We start from the raw sequence: 18,648 nt of genomic DNA on the forward strand, positions 1-18,648 counted from the left end.
TATTGTTCCTTATCCCTGGAACAAGCCGAACCGCCGCGCTTAGCGACGGGCGGGCGCTGCCGGCCCCTTGGCGCGTTCAGCGTATAGGGCGATAAATTTCTTTTCAAGCAATTGCCGCACTGCACGATGGCCTTGCGCCTGCTGTGCGGCGTACCAGCGGCGGTAATGCCGCCAGCGGGCACCGGCCGGGTTCCACAGGCCCCCCAGATAGCCGCCGAGCCGGCGCAGCCCGCGCGCTCTGCGCCGCTGCAGGCGGTAACGCCCGCACAACTTCTCCGGCGCGAATTGCTCCACCACCGCCCGGGATGCCTGCTCCAGACAACTGGCCGTACCGACCAGGCGCCCGCGCATGCCGGCAATGAAGTCATGCAGGGCGAACAACAGGCGGTCCCGCTCCGGCTCATCGGCCGCCCGCAGCAAGGCGCGCAGATAGCCCGGCACCCCCTCCTCGCCCGCGATTCGGGGGGCCGTTGCCGGGCGACGCCCCCGGGAGGCACGTCGTTCCACGGCATCGAGCTCCTGGCGCAGTTCAAAGGCCCCCTGCAGGGCTAGGCGCAGGGCTTGGGCCAGGGCGCCCACCAGCTCCGGACCCGGCTCCGGCATCGATAGGGGCTTGTCCTCCAGCCGCAGGCCGGCCAGCAGGGCCCGAGCCGTGGGCGGCGCCAGGGCATTGAGCGCGCCGGCCACGGTGGGTTGCGCGGCAGGCTCGGCGCCTTCTCCCGGCGCCGCTACTTGCAAGTCCCAGTCTTCGGGGATCAGGACGGCCGGGGGCTGAAAAGCCTCCGCCGTGTGGCCCAGATCGGGCGCCGGGCGGGATCGGAAGGGGCCGCTGGCGGCTTCGCGGCGGGAATCCGGATCGGGCGCGGGCTCAGCCGCGAAGGCCTCGGGCGCGAGGGCCTGCTCCGTCGGTGTCGGCGACGGGGCGGGCGGCGGCAGCGGCTCGCTTCCCGGCCCCGGTGCAGACTCTGCCAGCGCCTCGGCGGCGGTCTCGGCTGATTCCACCGCGATGGTGTACTCACCGATGCGCAACTCGTCGCCTACGGCCAAGGCCACCCGCCCCCCCGTGCCTATCGGCTGCGCGGCGCCGTTGTGGAACACGCCGTTGGTGCTGCCGTCGTAGAGGTAGAAGGTATCCGCTTCCAGGCTGACCACCGCGTGCTTGCGCGACACCAGCTTGCGCGCACAGGGCAGCGTCCAGCCGAAGCCCGGCTCGCGGCCGATGACACCGCCCCGCTCATCGAAGACGTGGTTGTTTTCCGGCGCGCCGGAGATGGACGCGGACGCGCCCGTGAGGCTCAGTTTGATCTGCATATCCCTTGCCGCTCCGCCCTCCCGCCCAAGGCGCGCATCCGGCGCGCCGGCCCCTGGAGAGCTGCTGAAGACCCGTGTTATGTTGTTCGCGCCCATGGAGTGGGCGGGAAAATACTAGCACGAAGCACACACGGGTCCAGGCATGGAAGCACTGACCACCGGGGAGGCCCTCGCCTGCCCCGCCGCATCGCCTACCGAGCTCGCCGCCCTGGCACCACCCCTGCCCTGCGATCTGGTGCTGGCCGGACGCTACCGGCTGTGCGAGCGACTGGCCAGCGGCGCCACCAGCCATGTGTACCGCGCGGAAGACCTGCTGAGCCGCGCGCTCAGCGGCCGGGAAGCCCCCGTGGCGCTGAAGGTTTACACCGGGCTGCGCCTGGCGGGGCGCGACCTGGCCCCCAGGCTTGCCTTGGCCGAACTGCACACCGCCCGGCGGCTGCAGCACCCGCACATCCTGCGCATTCACGATCTAGGCTGGGAGCCGCCGGTATGCTTTCTGAGCATGGAGTACATCGCCGGCGAGACCCTGGCCCGGCGTTTGCAGCGCAGCCCCGCGGGCGGCCTGCCGGCGGGGCTGGCCCGGGGCATCGCCCTGGCGCTGGCGGCCGCGGTGGATGCCGCCCATGAAGTCGGCATCGTGCACGGCGATATCAAGCCGGCCAATGTGCTGCTGGGGGACTGTGGCGAGATCAAGCTGATCGACTTCGCCGGGGCCCGCGACCGCGACGCCGGCCGCGACGAACGCGCCTGTCTGTCCTACTCCGCCCGCTACGCCAGCCCGGCGCTACTAGCGGGTGCCGCCCCTGGTCCGCGGGACGATTACTACGCGCTGGCCTGCCTGATCTACCAACTGTTCGCGGGCGCCCTGCCCTACGGCACTAGAGATGCGCTGCAGGGCCTGCGCGTAGGCATGCGGCCACAGCGTCCGCCGGGAATGGGCCGGCGGGGATGGCGAGTTCTGCAAGGCGTGCTGGCACAACGGGCGGACCGGGAAGGCGCCACGGCCTGGGTGCGCCGTGTACTGTAGATGGTCGGCGGTGTTGCGCTCAATTTCCCTGATGCTTTTCCGCCTGCTCTCTGATTTCTCCGCCAAGCTTGGCCAGCATGTCCCGGTGAAGGTTTTCCACGCCGATCTTCACCACCTTGGTCCAGGCATCCAAACCGGCGTATGCGGTGCTGAATGTATGCCTTCCCGAAGCCGTAACGTCGAGGCCACCTTCCGGAAGTTCCGACCTGACCCGCAATTTGCTGTCGAAGCTGACGTCGATATTGAATTTCGGCTGCATCCAAGCCCAAAACTCCAGGACTTCGATGGTGACAGGGATCGCTGAATCGTATTCGGCATGATCAGGCGAAACCACATGATAGCCCGCGCTGGACAAGCTGTTACTGACGATTTTCCGGCACGCACCGAATATATCCTCGTCCCCTACAAACGAAAAATTCCATAGAGCGTACTGGTAGGTACCGTGACGCATCCGGCCGATGGATTTACGCCGTTTTTCCGGGTTATCAATATCATCCCCTTCGATAGACGGTGTGTAGGGAGACGAAGGGGAACGCCGGAAATTCCGATAATCGTCGATCGCGGAGATCCTTACATATCCCTTCGTCACTGCGGCTTCGCTGGCTTCGGGAAGGGTGACGGGTATGACTTTGGTCCCACATCCGACGAGCCCCAGACAAACGACCAACAACCATGAAAACTTCAAATTGAACATCACTATTTTTCTTCTTTGGGTTAAAAGGAAACATTGCAGATCAACGCACAGGCAGTCGCCATGCGTTTCGTGCGTGTGCAAGTTCCCGAAGGCTATTTCACCAATCCACACACCGGTTGGGCACGGCGGTCGTCGTGGAATTGGCGGAGGGTCAGGGATTCGAACCCTGGAGGGGCGTTAACCCCTGCCGGTTTTCAAGACCGGTGCATTCAACCGCTCTGCCAACCCTCCTTGTGGAGACGCCGCGTATTCTCCCCGGCCTTCCCCGCCTTTACAAGCGGCTAACCGGCGGCGCGGATGGCTTCCACGCTCTCGCGCACCAGCGCCGGGCCGCGATAGACCAGGCCACTGTAGAGCTGCACCAGCTGGGCGCCGGCGCGCATCTTCAGCGCCGCCCCGGAGCCGTCGACGATACCGCCAATGCCGATCAAGGGCACCGCCCCTTCCAGCAGCTGCGCCAACTGGCGCAGCACCTCCGTGGAGCGTGTCAGCAGCGGCTTGCCGCTCAAGCCCCCCGGCTCGGCGGCGGCGGCGCACTGCTCGACGCCATCGCGAGAGAGCGTGGTGTTGGTGGCGGCCAGACCGTCCACCTGGTAGGCCCGCAGGCGTTGGGCGAAATCCGCCAGCTGCTCGGCGTCCATATCCGGCGCGATCTTCATCACCAGGGGCACGTAACGGCCGTGCCGCTGGGCGAGCCGCGCCTGGGCCTCGCGCAGTCGGTCAAGCAACTCGTCAAGCAGCTTCCCGTGCTGCAAATCCCGCAGCCCCGGGGTGTTCGGCGAAGAGACATTCACCACCACGTAACCGGCGTGAGGGTAGACTTTCTCCAGGCCGATCAGATAATCGTCCACCGCCCGCTCCACGGGGGTGTCGAAATTCTTGCCGATATTGATCCCCAGCACACCCTGGAAGCGCGCCGCGCGCACCTGCTCCACCAGGTAATCCACGCCCTTGTTGTTGAAACCCATGCGGTTGATCACCGCCTGCTCGCGCGGACAGCGGAACAGCCGCGGCCGGGGGTTGCCCGGCTGGGGCCGGGGCGTGACCGTGCCGATCTCGATGAAGCCGAAGCCGAGTCGAGCGAGCGCCGTGATGTACTCACCGTTCTTGTCCAGGCCCGCCGCCAGCCCCACGGGGTTGGGGAAATCCAGCCCCATGACGCGGCATGGCAAGTGCGGGCGCTCGCCACCGATCAGGCCCAGCGCGGCCGCGCGCTGCAGCAGGGTGAGCGTCAGATGGTGGGCTTTCTCCGCCTCCAGGCGGAACAGCAGCGGGCGCAGCAAGGCGTACATGAATTTCATCCCCCAGGGTAAATCGCGCCCGATACTGCCCTTTCCACCGGCCCCAATCAATTCCCGCCGCGCCGTTTGCCGCTCGACCTGCCCTAACGCTTTGCTTACACTCGGAACGATTGATAGACGGGGAGTGCGACAATTCGATGAAACGGGTGATCTTCAACCAGAAAGGCGGGGTGGGAAAATCTTCCATCACCTGCAATCTGGCCGCCATCAGCGCCGCCCAGGGGCTGCGCACCCTGGTGGTGGACCTGGACCCCCAGGGCAATTCCAGCCAGTACCTGCTGGGCAACGACACCGACGAATTGCCCGACATCATCACGGATTTCTTCGAGCAGATGCTCAGTTTCCGGCTCAACGAGAAGCCGGTGCATGAATTCATCCATGAGACCCCCTTCGAGAACCTGCACCTGATGCCCGCCAACCGTGAGCTGGAAAACCTGCAGGGCAAGCTGGAATCCCGCTACAAGATCTACAAGCTGCGCGACGCGTTGGCGCAGCTGGAAGAGGACTACGACCGGGTCTACGTGGACACGCCACCGGCGCTGAACTTCTTCACTCGTTCGGCGCTGATCGCCGCCGACCGCTGCCTGATCCCCTTCGATTGCGACGACTTTTCCCGCCGCGCCCTGTACGAGCTGATCTACAACGTGCGCGAGATCCGGGAAGATCACAACCGTGACCTGGAAGTGGAAGGCATCATCGTCAACCAGTATCAGGCCCGCGCGTCCCTGCCCCGCCAGGTGGTGGAAGAATTGCGCGAGGAAGGTTTGCCGGTGATCGACGCCTATCTCTCCTCGTCGGTGAAGATCCGCGAATCACACCAGTGCCACAAGCCGCTGATCCATCTGGCGCCGCGGCACAAGCTCACCACGGAATTCCAGGCGCTGCACGACAAGCTCGCCTGAGCGGCGCACCAGGAAAAGCTTCAGCAAACGGCGTGGTCGGCCGATACAAGAAGCATGAAGACCGCACATTCCGGCGCAGCCCGCGCGCGCCGTCAGGGGGGAAAGATGGCTCTGAGGCCTGTGCTGATTGCCTTGATGCTGCTGCTCGCACCGAGCCTCGCGGCCCACGCCGCCGACGAGGTGCGGGTGCTGATCGATGTTTCCGGCAGCATGAAGCGCACCGATCCGAACAATCTGCGGGCCCCCGCCCTGCGCCTGCTGGTAGGGCTGCTGCCCGCCGACAGCCGCGCCGGCGTGTGGACCTTTGGCCAGTATGTGAACAACACCGTGCCGGAGGGCGCGGTGGACCGGGCCTGGCGCGCGCAAGCCCAGCGCGCCGCCGGCGCAATCCACTCCCGAGGGCTTTTCACCGACATCGGCGCGGCCCTGGACCGGGCCACCCGCGACTGGCAGGAACCCGACCCGGACACCCGACGCAGCATCATCCTGCTGAGCGACGGCATGGTGGATGTCTCCAAGGAACCCGGCGCCAATGATCGGGCTCGGCGGAGGTTGCTGAAACAGACTCTCCCCGCGCTGCAGCGCGCCGGCATCAATGTTCACACCATCGCCCTGTCCACGGAGGCGGACGCGGCGCTGCTGGAGCGGCTCGCCACCGGCACCGGCGCGAGCTTCGAGCAGACCGACAGCGCCGAGCGCTTGCAGCGACTGTTCCTGCGGCTTTTCGAGCGGGCCGTGGCGCGGGACAGTCTGCCGCTGGACGACAACCGCTTCACCGTGGACGACAGCATCAGCGAGCTCACCCTGCTCGCCTTCCGCGACCCGGCCGGCGAGCCGGTGCGCCTGCTGCCCCCCGGTGGCGTGGAATACAGCCACCAGCAACACCCGCCCCATGTACGCTGGCACCGCGAGAACGGCTACGAGCTGGTCACGGTGGACAAGCCCGCCGCCGGCGAATGGCGCCTGCTGGCCCAGCTCGATCCGGACAACCGGGTGATGATCGTCACCGACCTACAGCTGCAGACCAGCGAGCTGCCGAACAATTTGCTCGCCGGGGAGAAGCTCCCCTTGAAAGCCAGCCTCACCGAGGACGGCAAGATCATAGACCGCCAGGAGTTCCTGGAGGTGATCGCCCTGCGCGTCGAGCAACATGGCGAGGACGGTACGCCGCCGCGCCAGTGGCGCCTGAGCGACAACGGCCTGGGACATGATCGGCGCGCCGGCGACGGGGTGTTCGAACTGCAGCTGGACGAGAGCCTCAGCCAGGGCGCACACCGGCTCAGCGTGCTGGTGGACGGCCGCACCTTCCAGCGCCAGAAAAACCATACGGTTCGGGTCTACGCCTCGCCGCTCAGCGTGGAGCGGGACGCGCTGCCCGGCGGCGAGGGCTGGCGGCTGGACCTGCGCCGCGCGGTGGACTGGGTGGACGCGGAATCCCTGCGCATCGGCGCGAACCTGCGCCTGCCCGAAGGCGGCGCCGAGCAGCTGGACGCCCGCCGCCAGGGCCCGGAGCACTGGCAGCTGGAAGTCCGCGGCCTGATGCCGGGGCTGAGTTACCCGCTCACCCTGGAGGTGGCCGGGCGCACGGAGGACGGTCGAGAGTTTCGGGTGCAACTGGACACGATCGAACTGCGCGGCCCCGCCGCCCAGGACACTCCGGCGGAACCCCCCGCTGAGCCAACACCCGACGAACCGCACACCGAAGAGAATACGCCCGAGGCGCCCGACGACGAGGGCGGCATCAACTGGCTGTTCGTGGGCGCGGTGGTGGTCGTGGGCAACCTCGCCCTGTTCGGTATCATTGGCATCATCGTCCACATGCTGCGCCAGCGCCGCATGGCCATGCCCAGCGTGGGTGAGGACGAGGAAGCCCCGGAAGCGCCGTCCGACGACGGCTCCAAAGACTGAGGGAGCACCGGACCATGTCCAGTTCCGAATGGATTTCCATGATCGCCATGGCGGAATTCGCCGCCTTGGTGACGCTCGTGCTGACGATCCTGCTCACCCGAGGCTGGCGCGGCCGGCGCCGAGACCGCAGCGCCGCCGACAATCTGGTCAGCCGGGTGCGCGAGCAGCGCGACGTGCGCCGCCAGGAGCTGCAGCAGGTGCTGCAGGAGAAATACGGTTTGGAGGGCGAGGAGCTGCAGGCCCAGACCGAGCGGCTGATGGCCGCCGAGCGTGACTTCTACGACCAGTTCATCAGCACCTACCTCACTCGAAACAGTGAGGCGGTGAGCCAGATGGATGAGCAGCTGCGGGACGTGCTCAAGCCCTATACCGAACTGCAGCCGGAACCGGTCAGCGGCGGCGATGCGCCCGAGCGGGCGCCGGGCGGCCGCGAGCCGGGCATGGACCCGAAGCGAGTGGAAGAGCTGGCCGACGATATCCGCCTTTATCGTCAGACCCTGAACCGGGTTTTCGCGGAATACACCGCCATGTTTGGCGTGCACCTGGACGCCTCCCAGGAACTGACCGCTCGGCAGATCCTGGAGCGCCTGGAGAGCGGGCAGCTCACCGGTGAGGAGGAAGGCGCGGAAGACAGCCCCTCCGAGCCCGGCGCGGAGACGCGCGCCGAGGAAGGCGATACCGCCAATGCTGAAGCCACCGCGATGCTGGAGCTGGATGAATCCCTGTTCGACCTGCCCCCGGAGGACGAGGAGAAAAAAGACTAAGCGTCTTCCTCGTGGCGGCTGCGCAGCATGCTCGCCTGGCGGCGCAGCCCATGCTGCACCAACATCTCCCGGTCCGCCTCGCGCAGATGCTCGAAGGCAACACCGATACGGTGACCGCCATCCGGACAAGCCCGGCAGCGTCTCACCTTCCCCAGCACGCGCACACCGCCGCCGGTGGACAGCAACACGATGCGCAGATCCAGATGCGCGCCTTCCGGGTAGGCCACCGGCCACTCGAAGCCCAGGCCGTCGGCGCTGATGTCCACTTCCACCCGACGGGCTGAACCGCCGGCGACGGACTGCACCAGCAGCACCTCGCAGACCCGGTCCAGCTTGCGATCCAGGGTTTCCAGATAACGCCGCAGGGCCGTGGGCTGGCCGCTCAACTGGCGCTGCAGCACGGCCGTTTCCTGGCGGATCAGGTTGAATTCGGAGGCCAGATAGAAGGCATCCGGGGCCGGCTCCTGCAGCTGCTCGACCAGGCCCTTCACCGCGTGGGCGGGCACCGGCTCCACCTGCAGGCAGACCGTGTCCCGCACTCGGAAATAGCTACGCCGCTCATCGCTCATCAACCCGGCCTCCGCTCAGTTCGTCTGCGCTGCTCTCGCTCTCCACAGGCTTGCCCTTGACGATGCGGATCTCCACCCGGCGATTGCGCGCCCGGTTATCCCAGCTGTCGTTGGGCACCAGGGGGCGGGTATCGGCATGCCCGACCACCGTGATCCGCGCTTCGTCAAATGGCTCGCTCTCCTCCAGCAGGTAGTGGGTCACCGTTACCGCCCGGGCCGCGGACAATTCCCAGTTGGAGCGGAACCGGTCTGTGCGTATGGGCACATTGTCCGTGTGCCCCGCCACCACCACCTGGCCGGGTGTGCTCTCCACCGCCCGGGCGATCTTCCGGATCACCGGCACGAAGGGGCGAATCAACTCCGCCTGCCCCGAGGGGAAAGAGCCCTGCTCGCGGATACGGATGGTCACCACCCGCTCGCCGGCCTCAACCTCCACCAGCCCCTGCTGCACCTCCTGGGAGAGGGACTCCCGGATGCGAGCCGCCTCCCGGGCCACCTGCGCGTCGCCCTCCACCGAATCGGGCATGCGCGGCGCGCCATCGGTACCCTGGTGCTGATCGGCACTGGAGGGTTCGCCCTCGCGCACGATCTCCTGATACTGCTGGGGCTGGGGTGCGACCTGCTGGCGCACCATCGCCAGCGGCGTGGGCTGCGGTGGGCCGGGGGAGAACTTCTGGGCCACGAAGCTCGTCCCCAGGGGGCTTTCCTCGGCGGTAACCTCCCGCTGCACGCCAAAGGCGTCACGCATGCTGCCCATGACCATCTTGTAGCGCTGGATGTCCATCTCGGAGAAGGACAGCAGCAGGACGAAGAAGCACAGCAGCAGGGTCGACAGATCGGCGAAGGTGCTCATCCAGGCCGGCGCACCGGCCGCCTTGTTCTTCTTGCGCCGCGCCATCAGGCCGCCTCCGTCTCCAGGGAGTCGCGCATGTTGCCGGGCAGGTAAGTCTTCAGCAGTTCCTCTATGACCCGCGGATTCAAGCCTTCCTGGATAGAGACCAGGCCTTCCAGGATCAGGGTCCGATTGACCCGTTCTTCCTCGTTGCGGTTACCCAGCTTGTCGGCGATCGGCAGGAAGATGGCGTTGGCCATCACCGCGCCGTAAAGGGTGGTCAGCAGGGCGATGGCCATGGCCGGGCCGATCTGCTTGGGGTCGTCCATATTGGAGAGCATCTGCACCAGGCCGATCAGGGTGCCGATCATGCCCATGGCCGGGGCCACATCGCCCAGAGCGCGGAAAACGTTCTCGCCCTGCTCGTGGCGCTCGATCTGCAGATCGATCTCCTGGGTCAGTACCTTCTTGACGAAATCCGGCTCATGGCCGTCGGCTACCAGCTGGATGCCCTTTTGCAGGAAGGGGTTGTCCACCTCGTAGCTCTCCAGCGCCAACAGCCCTTCCTTGCGCGCCACCTGGGCAAGCTCCACGGTAGTGGCGATCAGCTGGCGCGGATCATCGCTCTTGTAACTGAACGCACGGCCCGCGGTCTTGAAGGCGGTAACGAACTGCGCAACGGGAAACTTGATCAGTGTGGAAGTGACGGTGCCGCCCACCACGATGAGCAGCGAGGGAACATTGAAGAAGGTGCCCGCGCTGCCGCCGACCACAATCGCCCCGACGATGACGCTTATGGCACCGATCAACCCGATTAGTGTAGCCAGATCCATCGTCTGTAGATGCTCCCGTACTTATTGGCATGCGACGACGGCCATCCCTGCGCCGGGGCATTCGCGGGCCGTTCCCTGGGGGTTATCGGCCAAGGGCGCGCCCGCTGAAGTCTTGACGGACGACCTGGAGTCTAGACTGTGATGCGCTCCACAGCGAATCGGGCTCAGGGCGGTAATACGTTCGCCCGCACGGTCCGGCGCACCAGGTCCTGCCGGGTGCCGTCCAACGCCCCCTGCTCCGCGGTGGCGCGCAACCAATACAGGGTGAACGGCTGTGGGTCCTGGTAGACCTGGGCCGTGCAACTGACCCGCACCGTGAAATTCTCCACGTTCAGGGTGCTGGCGGCGTCGCACTGGCTGGCATTCACCGCCCGGTGCCGGCCCCACTCCAGCCCGGCGCGAGCGGCGTAGTAGGCGCGGGCGCCCTGCAGATGGCTCGCGCTGGCCACCACCTCGCTGGTGCTCACCCGCACGACGCCCACGCCAAGCGCGCTGAGTACCACGATGATGAAGATCGCGCTGACCAGGGAGAAACCACCTTGTGGGTCACGCATGGGCTCGCTCCTAGGGGGCATTGGGCTGGTGCACCTGGCGCAGCAGGTGCAACACCTGGCCTTCGTTGTCGCGCAGGCGGACCTCCAGGGTCACCAGGGCGCTGCGCTGGCTGTTGCCCGGTTGGTAGGTGAACGTGCAGCTTTCCACGCTGTCCAGCAGCACATCCCCCTGGCCGGCGAAGCTGGGCTGGTTCACCTGCCAGGGGTAGCCGGTGACCCGGCGCAGGGTGCCGGCCGCGCAGTAGTAACTCACCGGCGGCGTGGCCAGGTAGATGCGCTGGCGGGGCGAGCGGTAGAGGAAGCGATGAGCGGGCATGTCCACCCGGAACTCATTGCCGGTCGCGGTGAGGCTGATGGGGCCCACGTCGCCGGCGGCCCGGCTCGCCACGCCGGGGTTGCGCTCATTGGCCGCATCGCCGTAGATGCGCGGCTGATACTGACCGTTGGCCGGCTCGAAATCGGGAATATTGTAGATCACCAGCCGCTCGCCCGCGGCCAGGTTCCCCGCGCTGGCCAGCGCCGTATTGCCGGCGTAGACATTGAAGGCATCGTCGCTGGCATCGAAGCGCAGGCGGTTTTCGGCATTGACGTGGGGCCCGGCGGGAGTCTCCCGGTAACGCGCCAGATCCCGGGTGGGCACGAATTCCAGCCGAGCGCCCTCCCCGCCCGGCACCCGCAGGCTGTTGGGCAGGGCGGTGGCAAGCTCCCGCGCCATGCGCCGCAGCGCCGTGTCGGCGGCGTAGCTCAGCGCCGCCCGGGAACCCACCAGGGCGGCATTCTGCACCGGCCGGGCGATGAAGCTGCTGATCATGGTGGCGAGAATCCCGGCGATGACGATCACCACGATCAGCTCCACCAGCGTGAAACCCCGCTTAGCCCCCTTCATGGCGCCTCCGCGCGGTATGCGCGCAGCACCACCGGCGTGGCGAGCGCGGTGTTGCGCACCTGCACCTCGATGCGCGCCGCCTGGCCGCTGGCCGCCGTAATATCCCCCAGATCCGCACAGCTGATACTGATACTGACCCGGTAAGCGGCCAACTCCTGGATCAACTCGCCGAACTGGTTGCGCACCCGTCCATCGATCTCCAGGCCGTGATAGTCGGTGATGTCGTCGAAACTGTCGCGCGTCTCGCCAGCCTCGGCGCCCGGCGAGGCGCAACCATCGCTGGGGTCGTCCGGGTCGCGCCAGGCGCGCATCAAGATCTCGTCCAGATAGCTCTCGGCCACGGCCACGGCCTGGGCCTGCACCATGGGCTGCACACTCAGGCGGGTGGCGCGGTTGATGGCCAGCAGCACACCGGTGAGCGCCACCGAAATAATGACAATGCTCACGATCAGCTCGATGAGGGTAGCCCCCCGGGCGCGCTCAGGGCAGATAGACATAGCCTGTCTCCTCCTCCACCCGCAGGCTGCGCCCGCCCACGTTCAACACGGTGCCCCCGCCCGCTTCCGGCTGCCCCAGGGCATTGAAGCGCACAGTCGCGTTAAGGGCCGGCGCGGTCTGCCCCTGATAGGCACCGCTGCCCAGCGGGTCTCGCACGGCAACGTTGCCGCCATCGCAGGGCGTGGCGGTGGCGGTATTCTCGGCCGCCACGGTCAGGCTATACGCACCGCCGGCAATGGTCACCGTCACCGGACACTGGCTGGCGATGGCCAGACGCTGGGCATAGCGCAGCGCCGAGGCCAGTTCCTCCCGGCTGCCCAGCTCATCGAAGGCGCGGGTGCCGGCAAAACGACTGCCCGCCACCGCGGCGATCACACCGATGATCACCAACACCAGGATCAGCTCCACCAGCGTAAAACCCCTGGCCAGGCCGGGGCCGGCGCTCAAGCGCCGGTTCTTATTGGTCGCGCCTGCGCTCATAAACGCTCCAGCAAGCGAAAATCCCGCGTACGGCGGGCGGCGTAGCGCAACATGGCGCTCTGCAGCTCATCGGCCCGCGAGCGCAGCGCCGCCGCGCCCTGCTCATCGCCCCGCGCAAGGCGAACATCGGCGGCCAGACGCAGATAGGCCAGCACCGGCCCGTGGGGCGGGTATCGGTATGCCAAGCCCGCTTCCAGCACCCGGGCGGCCCGCGCCTCCTGTCCCTGGCGTAGAAGATACACCGCGTAGGCGGTGCGCGCCTCCACATGCAGGGGATCCAGCGCCAGGGCCTGGCGATAATCTGACTCGATCACGGCGCCGGCGTCGCCGGAGAGAACCCCGAGCCGGGCGCGCATCAAGGGCACCTGGGCGCGCAAGGGATTGGCCCTTGCGGCCCGGTCCAACAGGGCACGGGCGGTCTGCTGCAATTGCCGGCGACTGTCGCCGGGCACCTCGCCGCGCCCCAGCAATTCCAGCATCAGGCCGGCTCGGGCAAGATGGGCGGCATCCTGCCCGGGCAGCAGCCGCTGGACCCGCTGCAGGCGCCGGTCCGCGGCGATGATCTGGCCCTGCTCGGCCAAGGCCTGCGCCTGTTGCATCTGGTATCGGGCGCTGCCCAGGGCGAGGAAGTACAGCAACGGGAAGGCGGCCAAGAGCACCAGCACCAGGCGCGCGGCGCGGGCACCCAGCCAGTCGGGCCTGACCAGCGGCGTGACGGGGACCACGGCCTCCACCGCGGCGAGTTGCAACAGGCGCCCGACGTACAACCCCGCCAGCAGCAGAATGGCGAGGATGTAGAAATTGAAGGTGAACAGGGTGTGCACGCCCACCGCCAGCAGCCCGGCCCACAGGCCGGCGAATTCCGTGCGCGCCCGCGTATCCCGTGCGCGGTGCAGATAACGCAGCCCCAGCCACAGCAGAGCCAGGGAGAAGGCCGTGAGCAGCAGCAACCCCGGCCAACCCGCCTCCACGGCGAACTGCAGATAATCGTTATGCACGTAGAAGCCGCCGCTGCCGTCGGCGGGCTGGCGAAACGGCGGATAGGCGACCCAGAAGGTGCCCAGGCCCCAGCCCAGCCAGGGCCGCTCCAGGAACATCCGCCAGGCGGATTCCCAGATCACGAAGCGATCGGCCCCGGCGCTACCCGGCTCGGCCAGGCTGGCGAGCCGGGCGCCGGCCAGGCCATCGGTCAGCAACTCCCCCAGCACCAACCCCAGCAGCACGCTGACGAGGGCCAGGCCCAGGCTCCGCCACTGGCGACGAACGGTCAGCGCCAGGCTGTAGGCGGCCAAACCCGCCCCCAGGCCCAGCAAGGCGCCCCGGCTGCCCACCAGGGCAAGCCCCAGGGCCAGCAGGACGATCAGCGCATAGCCGCGGGCACGCCCCGCAGCCAGCAGGCCCAGGGTGGCGAGCAGGATCAGGTTCAGGAAGGCCGCCAGAGAGTTCTTGTTCAGGAATGGGCCGGAGGGCTCCAGTTCCCATCTCAGTTGCCAGAGTTGCCACAGCACCAGCAGCAAGCCCAGGGCCAGCACCCCGCCCATGAAGTACCGCCAGGGGCGGGGCTCCGGCTGCCACTGCCAGAGCAGCGCGGCGGCCAGGGGCAGCGCGCCGAACCACCAGAAGCCGATGGCGCTGAGATACCCCACCTCGCTCCACAGCGTGCTGGCGCCCAGCCACAGCCACAGGGCGGCGAGCGTGTACACCGCGGCGCTGCGGGGCAGGCCCCGCAAGGCGGGCGCGGGCAGGAAGCGAGCGGTGAGCAGCGCCAGCAGCAGGCAGGACAGGGCCGCGGAGAACAGCAACAGGCGTTGGCCGTTGAACAGCACGGCGAACAGCAGCGCGGCGCCGGACAGCAGGCCCAGGGCCAGGGATCGAGGCGGGAAACCAGGCATGCGCACCACTTGGAAAACCCCGGGTCCGTACGAGAAAGGGCCCTCCGGTGGAGGGCCCCCTTATGCCTTCAAGACATCAGGCGATGGATCAGCTGCTGGGATCGCTGTCCACGGTCACCTGGCCGTTGCTCGGATCGTAGCTGATCGACATATTCGCGGTGCCCTGGTAGGTGAACACGCAGGGGCTGGCGCCGGTGATGGAATAATCCGCATTGGCACCGGAGGCGCTGGGCGGGTTGCTCATCACACCGTTCCAGCTGCCGAGGCACTGGGCGTTGCTGCTGCCCGCCGGCCAGCCGCTGGCATTCACCGCTACCGTCGTGCCGTCCATGTTCACGCTGGCGCCGCTCTGGCCTTCGGCGAACCACAGGGCATGAGCCAGCTGCACGCCGGAGGCGAAGCCGCCACCGGCACCTTCCACGGCGGCCACGTGGGCCTCTTCACTCACATCGATGAACCGCGGCAGGGCGGTGGCCGCCAGGATGCCAAGGATGACGATGACGATGACCAGTTCGATCAGGGTAAAACCCGCTTGGACGCGCTTCATTATTGCAAGACTCCGCAAAGTAAGAGGATTTTCTTCGCCGCTGCGCGTCCCTGTTCCCGCGGCGCTTTGTACTTTTTCAAAGCCCGGCCGCCCCACGCGGCCCGACATCGGCCTTCCCTGCCCAGCCTTCACTCATCGGCTCAGTAGGCCACGAATATGACGTGCGAGACACGATCTGTAAACCCCGAATGCGGTCATTGTCCGCATCGAAGGCCCCGTCGCCGTCGCGATCCTCGTAGACCAGGCGCAGGGCGAAGCGCAGCCGATCCCCCGCCTCGATGGCGATGGCATCCGCGGCACGGGGCAAATAGACCAGCTCGCGGCTCCCCAGGTCGAAGTACCAGCTGCCCGGCGGCACCGGCGGCTCGGCGCCCAGAAAGGCGCCGGCGTAATTGACCGGCGGCTCTTGCAGAAGACCGATGGGGTTGTCCCCTGCCCGCTCCGGCAGGCGCGCCACGCGCCCCTCCAGGATATGCTCGGCGACATCCAGACCCACGGCGCTGCGCAGGCTGCCCAGGGTGCGCTCCATGGCCACCCGCTCCGCCTCCACCCGCAGCGCGGCCAGGCGGTCGACGGCGAACATTATGAGCACACTCACCAGCACCACGACGATGACCAGCTCCAGCAGCGTGAAGCCGGCCTGGGCGCCCGCCCGTGTTTCGCGCGGCCCGGCCATCAATTGCGCGCCGCGCTGGCCAGATCCCACATGGGCAGGAACACCCCCAGGGCGAGCACCAGCACCATGATGCCGATGGCGATGATCATGATGGGCTCGATATAGGCGCTGAGCCGCTTGAGGTCGTAATCGACTTCCCGCTCATAGAATTCCGCCACCTCCTGCATCATGTCGTCCACCCGGCCGGTTTCCTCGCCCACGGCAAGCATCTGCAGCACCAGCGGCGTGAACATATCGCTGGTCACGGCGGTGCGGGTAAGGCTCTCGCCGCGCTCGATGCCGTTGCGCATGGTCAGCACCCGGGCGGCCACGTAGGCGTTGTCCACGGCGCGGGCCACCACGGTGAGCGCCTGGATCAGCGGCACGCCGGAACGCATGGAGAGCGCGAAGGAGCGGGCGAAGCGGGCCAGGGTCGCGCGCAGGATCAGATTCCCCACCACCGGCAGGCGCAGCTTGTAGCGATCCCAGCGATACTCGCCGGACTCGGTGCGCACGTACCAGATCAGCCCGGCCACGGCGGCGACGAGCAGCACGCTGATATGCACCCAGTAGGCGAGGAAGAAATTCGAGGTGCCGATCAACAGCCGTGTGGCCCAGGGCAGATCGGCATCGAAACTGGCGAACACCCCGGCGAAAGCGGGAATGACCTTGAGATTGATGATGAACATGGCCGCGGTGATGGCCACGAAGACCATCAGCGGATAACGCAGCGCCGTCTTCACCCGCTCGCGGGTTTCCTTGTCCAGCTCCAGGTGGCGGGCGATCTGCAGGAAGGCCTCTTCCAGGCGGCCGGAGTTCTCCCCCACCTGGATGATGCTCACGTACAGGCTGTTGAACACATCCGGGTGGGCGCGCAGGGATTCCCCCAGCGCCCGGCCCGATTCCAGGCTCTCGGTGATCTCACCGAGCACGCGTTTGAGGCGTGTGCTCTTGGCCGTCTCCGCCAGGCCCTTCATGGCGCGGATGATGGGCACCCCGGCGCGGGTGAGCGTGTACATCTGGCGGCTGAACATCACCAGCTCGTCCAGGCTTACCCGCCGCTCCCAGAGCTGCAGGTTCGACAAATCCAGGCCGCCGCCGGATGCCGCCTTCTCGCGGATATCGATGGGCGTGATGCCGTTGTCCATCAGCTGGCTGGCCACGGCGTCCGCCGAGGCCGCCTCCAGTTCGCCCTCCAGGAACTCGCCCCGGCTGCTCCGGGCCTTGTAGTGGAAATGCGCCACCGATCAGGCCTCCGCCGCCTCGTCGAGCACCGTGGGCGCATCCAGCACCGTGTCCAGCTCCCCGGCGACCCGCAGCACCTCTTCCATGCTGGTCACGCCCTGCAGGGCGTAGTCCGTGGCGACGCGCCCCAGGGGGCGGTAGTCGGGGTTGGCGGCGGCGGCACGGGCGAAGGCGGCCTGGTCGTTGCGGCGCAGGGCATCGGTCATGGCGCCGTCCAGTTCCAGCAGCTCGTAGACACCCACGCGCCCCCGGTAGCCGGTGTTGTTGCAGTGGCTGCAGCCCAGGCCCCGGTGCAGCTCCAGCGGGGTGTCCTCGCTCACCACGCCGCGCAGCCAGGCCCGCTCCTGGGCGTCGGGCTCATACGTCTGGCGACAGCTGTCGCAGATCCGCCGCAGCAGCCGCTGGGCGATGATGCCGCGCAGGGAGGCGGCGAGCAGGAAGCTCTCCGCCCCCATATCCAGCAGCCGGATGGCGGTGGAGACGGCGTCGTTGGTATGCAGGGTGGAGAGCACCAGATGGCCGGTGACGGCGGCGCGCAGGCCGATCTCGGCGGTCTCCTGGTCGCGCATCTCACCGACCATGACGATGTCCGGGTCCTGGCGCAGAGCGGCGCGCAGCACGCCGGCGAAGCTCAGGCCGATGCGCTCGGCCACCTGCACCTGGTTGATGCGCGGCAGGCGATACTCCACCGGGTCTTCCACGGTGATGATCTTCTTGGCCGCCTCGTTGAGCTCCGAAAGCGCGCCGTAGAGCGTGGTGGTCTTGCCCGAGCCGGTGGGGCCGGTGACCAGCACCAGGCCGTGGGGGTGGCGCACCAGGGCGCGGAAGCGGCGCATGACCTCCTCGGGCATGCCCAATTGCGCCAGGTTCAACAGGCCGCTGGACTGATCCAGCAGGCGCATGACCACGGATTCGCCGTGCTGCACGGGCATGGTGGAGACACGCACGTCCACGCTGCGCCCCTTGACCTTGATGTTGAAGCGCCCGTCCTGGGGCAGGCGCTTTTCCGAGATATTCAGCCCCGCCATGAGCTTGAGGCGCAGCACCAGCGCCGGCGCGATGCGGTGCTCCTTCATGACGTGCTCCTGGAGCACGCCGTCCACGCGCTGGCGGATGCGCAGCATGCCCTCGTCGGGCTCGATGTGGATATCGGAGGCGCCCACCTGCACCGCGTCCTCGAACACGGTCTGCAGCAGCTTCACCACCGGGGCGTTGGCGGTTTCCTCGTTCTCCACCAGCTGCTGCAGGTCGAAATCGTCCTCGCCCAGCTCTTCGCCCAATTCCTCCGCGAGGTGGCTGATCTCCTCGGTGCGCCGATAGACCGTGTCCACGGTGCGCAGCAGCTCGGATTCGCGCACCACCGCCAGGCGCACGGGCTTGCGCAGGATGCGAGCCAGTTCGTCGTAGGCGAAGATATCGGTGGCGTCGGCCATGCCCACCAGGAAATCCTCGTCGGTCTCGTCCAGGACGATGGCCCGGTAGCGCCGGGCGTGGGTCTCGGGCAGCTTGCGCACCGTCTCCGGGCGGAACTGATAGGTCTTCAGATCGACGAAGGGCACCGCCAGCTGCTGGGAGAGGAAGTTGAGCAGGTCATCCTCGGTGAGGTACCCCAGCTCGATGAGGGTGCGACCGAGCTTGCGCCCGCTGCGCTTCTGCTCGTCGAGCGCCGATTGCAGCTGCCCCTCGGAGATGATCTTGTTCTGAACCAGCAGGTCACCGATTCGGATTTTCTTGCGCATGGGCCGCTCGC

19 protein-coding genes and 1 tRNA gene are annotated in these 18,648 nt (G+C 67.3%); 4 read left to right on the forward strand and 16 right to left on the reverse strand.

Features of this window, described 5'->3' with window-relative positions:
* Positions 1–39: 39 nt before the first annotated feature.
* Positions 40–1,311, reverse strand: a complete 1,272-nt coding sequence (locus tag GBG68_RS12190; protein ID WP_193222328.1) for an FHA domain-containing protein — start codon at positions 1,309–1,311, stop codon at positions 40–42.
* Positions 1,312–1,453: 142 nt separating this feature from the next.
* On the opposite strand from GBG68_RS12190, the gene GBG68_RS12195 reads away from it, so the two are divergent.
* On the forward strand, positions 1,454–2,338 hold the full coding sequence (locus tag GBG68_RS12195) for a serine/threonine-protein kinase (RefSeq protein WP_152147735.1): 885 nt from the start codon (positions 1,454–1,456) through the stop codon (positions 2,336–2,338).
* A 19-nt stretch (positions 2,339–2,357) separates the two neighbouring features.
* Here the strand turns inward: GBG68_RS12195 and GBG68_RS12200 are convergent, their stop codons facing one another.
* The 3 genes from GBG68_RS12200 to GBG68_RS12210 form a co-directional block, all read right to left on the reverse strand.
* Positions 2,358–3,032 carry a hypothetical protein gene (locus tag GBG68_RS12200; RefSeq protein ID WP_152147737.1) on the reverse strand — a complete coding sequence of 225 codons (675 nt, stop codon included), beginning with the start codon at positions 3,030–3,032 and terminating at the stop codon, positions 2,358–2,360.
* 141 nt (positions 3,033–3,173) lie between these two features.
* Positions 3,174–3,263 (reverse strand) — tRNA-Ser (locus GBG68_RS12205).
* 50 nt (positions 3,264–3,313) lie between these two features.
* On the reverse strand, positions 3,314–4,324 hold the full coding sequence (locus tag GBG68_RS12210) for a quinone-dependent dihydroorotate dehydrogenase (protein WP_152147739.1): 1,011 nt from the start codon (positions 4,322–4,324) through the stop codon (positions 3,314–3,316).
* Positions 4,325–4,470: 146 nt separating this feature from the next.
* On the opposite strand from GBG68_RS12210, the gene GBG68_RS12215 reads away from it, so the two are divergent.
* The 3 genes from GBG68_RS12215 (at position 4,471) to GBG68_RS12225 (ending at position 7,907) form a co-directional block, all read left to right on the forward strand.
* Positions 4,471–5,235, forward strand: a complete 765-nt coding sequence (locus tag GBG68_RS12215; protein ID WP_152147741.1) for a ParA family protein — start codon at positions 4,471–4,473, stop codon at positions 5,233–5,235.
* Positions 5,236–5,340: 105 nt separating this feature from the next.
* Positions 5,341–7,143: a VWA domain-containing protein gene (locus GBG68_RS12220; protein WP_193222329.1), complete on the forward strand. Its 1,803-nt coding sequence runs from the start codon at positions 5,341–5,343 to the stop codon at positions 7,141–7,143.
* Positions 7,144–7,157: 14 nt separating this feature from the next.
* On the forward strand, positions 7,158–7,907 hold the full coding sequence (locus tag GBG68_RS12225; protein ID WP_152147745.1) for a hypothetical protein: 750 nt from the start codon (positions 7,158–7,160) through the stop codon (positions 7,905–7,907).
* Here GBG68_RS12225 and GBG68_RS12230 read toward each other — a convergent pair.
* The 12 genes from GBG68_RS12230 to GBG68_RS12285 all read right to left on the reverse strand — a co-directional run bounded on the left by GBG68_RS12230 (position 7,904) and on the right by GBG68_RS12285 (position 18,637).
* On the reverse strand, positions 7,904–8,476 hold the full coding sequence (locus GBG68_RS12230) for a PilZ domain-containing protein (protein ID WP_152147747.1): 573 nt from the start codon (positions 8,474–8,476) through the stop codon (positions 7,904–7,906). The genes GBG68_RS12225 and GBG68_RS12230 overlap by 4 nt on opposite strands.
* Positions 8,466–9,374: a type VI secretion system protein TssL, long form gene (tssL, locus tag GBG68_RS12235; RefSeq protein WP_152147750.1), complete on the reverse strand. Its 909-nt coding sequence runs from the start codon at positions 9,372–9,374 to the stop codon at positions 8,466–8,468. Before tssL ends, GBG68_RS12230 begins: the two co-directional genes overlap by 11 nt.
* The gene (gene pomA / locus GBG68_RS12240) at positions 9,374–10,141 is read right to left on the reverse strand and encodes a flagellar motor protein PomA (RefSeq protein ID WP_152147752.1); all 768 of its coding nucleotides are present in this window, start codon (positions 10,139–10,141) and stop codon (positions 9,374–9,376) included. The genes tssL and pomA overlap by 1 nt, the downstream gene beginning before the upstream one ends.
* Positions 10,142–10,305: 164 nt before the next feature.
* Complete coding sequence (locus GBG68_RS12245) at positions 10,306–10,695, reverse strand: pilus assembly protein MshP (RefSeq protein WP_152147754.1); 390 nt, start codon at positions 10,693–10,695, stop codon at positions 10,306–10,308.
* Between the two features lie 10 nt (positions 10,696–10,705).
* On the reverse strand, positions 10,706–11,581 hold the full coding sequence (locus GBG68_RS12250) for a type II secretion system protein (RefSeq protein ID WP_152147755.1): 876 nt from the start codon (positions 11,579–11,581) through the stop codon (positions 10,706–10,708).
* On the reverse strand, positions 11,578–12,078 hold the full coding sequence (locus tag GBG68_RS12255) for a prepilin-type N-terminal cleavage/methylation domain-containing protein (RefSeq protein WP_152147757.1): 501 nt from the start codon (positions 12,076–12,078) through the stop codon (positions 11,578–11,580). The genes GBG68_RS12250 and GBG68_RS12255 overlap by 4 nt, the downstream gene beginning before the upstream one ends.
* Positions 12,062–12,559: a GspH/FimT family pseudopilin gene (locus GBG68_RS12260; protein WP_152147759.1), complete on the reverse strand. Its 498-nt coding sequence runs from the start codon at positions 12,557–12,559 to the stop codon at positions 12,062–12,064. Before GBG68_RS12260 ends, GBG68_RS12255 begins: the two co-directional genes overlap by 17 nt.
* Positions 12,556–14,451 carry an O-antigen ligase family protein gene (locus GBG68_RS12265; protein ID WP_152147761.1) on the reverse strand — a complete coding sequence of 632 codons (1,896 nt, stop codon included), beginning with the start codon at positions 14,449–14,451 and terminating at the stop codon, positions 12,556–12,558. The genes GBG68_RS12260 and GBG68_RS12265 overlap by 4 nt, the downstream gene beginning before the upstream one ends.
* An 88-nt stretch (positions 14,452–14,539) precedes the next feature.
* Entirely contained in the window at positions 14,540–14,998 is a 459-nt protein-coding gene (locus tag GBG68_RS14690) for a pilin (protein WP_152147763.1), read from the reverse strand.
* Between the two features lie 76 nt (positions 14,999–15,074).
* A complete protein-coding gene (locus GBG68_RS12275) occupies positions 15,075–15,674 on the reverse strand; it encodes a prepilin-type N-terminal cleavage/methylation domain-containing protein (protein ID WP_152147765.1) in 600 nt (199 codons plus the stop codon).
* The gene (locus GBG68_RS12280) at positions 15,674–16,897 is read right to left on the reverse strand and encodes a type II secretion system F family protein (RefSeq protein ID WP_152147767.1); all 1,224 of its coding nucleotides are present in this window, start codon (positions 16,895–16,897) and stop codon (positions 15,674–15,676) included. Before GBG68_RS12280 ends, GBG68_RS12275 begins: the two co-directional genes overlap by 1 nt.
* A 3-nt stretch (positions 16,898–16,900) precedes the next feature.
* Positions 16,901–18,637 (reverse strand): GspE/PulE family protein, encoded by a 1,737-nt coding sequence (locus GBG68_RS12285; protein ID WP_152147769.1) that lies wholly within the window; start codon positions 18,635–18,637, stop codon positions 16,901–16,903.
* Between the last annotated feature and the right edge of the window lie 11 nt (positions 18,638–18,648).

Source organism: Alkalilimnicola sp. S0819 (assembly GCF_009295635.1).
GTDB lineage: Bacteria > Pseudomonadota > Gammaproteobacteria > Nitrococcales > WHIW01 > S0819.

What these genes read in the sequence shown, in the direction of transcription:
- GBG68_RS12190 (WP_193222328.1), bottom strand. Translation starts at nt 1,311, where the DNA reads ATGCAGATCAAACTGAGCCTCACGGGCGCGTCCGCGTCCATCTCCGGC.
- GBG68_RS12195 (WP_152147735.1), top strand. Translation starts at nt 1,454, where the DNA reads ATGGAAGCACTGACCACCGGGGAGGCCCTCGCCTGCCCCGCCGCATCG.
- GBG68_RS12200 (WP_152147737.1), bottom strand. Translation starts at nt 3,032, where the DNA reads ATGTTCAATTTGAAGTTTTCATGGTTGTTGGTCGTTTGTCTGGGGCTC.
- GBG68_RS12210 (WP_152147739.1), bottom strand. Translation starts at nt 4,324, where the DNA reads ATGTACGCCTTGCTGCGCCCGCTGCTGTTCCGCCTGGAGGCGGAGAAA.
- GBG68_RS12215 (WP_152147741.1), top strand. Translation starts at nt 4,471, where the DNA reads ATGAAACGGGTGATCTTCAACCAGAAAGGCGGGGTGGGAAAATCTTCC.
- GBG68_RS12220 (WP_193222329.1), top strand. Translation starts at nt 5,341, where the DNA reads ATGGCTCTGAGGCCTGTGCTGATTGCCTTGATGCTGCTGCTCGCACCG.
- GBG68_RS12225 (WP_152147745.1), top strand. Translation starts at nt 7,158, where the DNA reads ATGTCCAGTTCCGAATGGATTTCCATGATCGCCATGGCGGAATTCGCC.
- GBG68_RS12230 (WP_152147747.1), bottom strand. Translation starts at nt 8,476, where the DNA reads ATGAGCGATGAGCGGCGTAGCTATTTCCGAGTGCGGGACACGGTCTGC.
- tssL (WP_152147750.1), bottom strand. Translation starts at nt 9,374, where the DNA reads ATGGCGCGGCGCAAGAAGAACAAGGCGGCCGGTGCGCCGGCCTGGATG.
- pomA (WP_152147752.1), bottom strand. Translation starts at nt 10,141, where the DNA reads ATGGATCTGGCTACACTAATCGGGTTGATCGGTGCCATAAGCGTCATC.
- GBG68_RS12245 (WP_152147754.1), bottom strand. Translation starts at nt 10,695, where the DNA reads ATGCGTGACCCACAAGGTGGTTTCTCCCTGGTCAGCGCGATCTTCATC.
- GBG68_RS12250 (WP_152147755.1), bottom strand. Translation starts at nt 11,581, where the DNA reads ATGAAGGGGGCTAAGCGGGGTTTCACGCTGGTGGAGCTGATCGTGGTG.
- GBG68_RS12255 (WP_152147757.1), bottom strand. Translation starts at nt 12,078, where the DNA reads ATGTCTATCTGCCCTGAGCGCGCCCGGGGGGCTACCCTCATCGAGCTG.
- GBG68_RS12260 (WP_152147759.1), bottom strand. Translation starts at nt 12,559, where the DNA reads ATGAGCGCAGGCGCGACCAATAAGAACCGGCGCTTGAGCGCCGGCCCC.
- GBG68_RS12265 (WP_152147761.1), bottom strand. Translation starts at nt 14,451, where the DNA reads ATGCCTGGTTTCCCGCCTCGATCCCTGGCCCTGGGCCTGCTGTCCGGC.
- GBG68_RS14690 (WP_152147763.1), bottom strand. Translation starts at nt 14,998, where the DNA reads ATGAAGCGCGTCCAAGCGGGTTTTACCCTGATCGAACTGGTCATCGTC.
- GBG68_RS12275 (WP_152147765.1), bottom strand. Translation starts at nt 15,674, where the DNA reads ATGGCCGGGCCGCGCGAAACACGGGCGGGCGCCCAGGCCGGCTTCACG.
- GBG68_RS12285 (WP_152147769.1), bottom strand. Translation starts at nt 18,637, where the DNA reads ATGCGCAAGAAAATCCGAATCGGTGACCTGCTGGTTCAGAACAAGATC.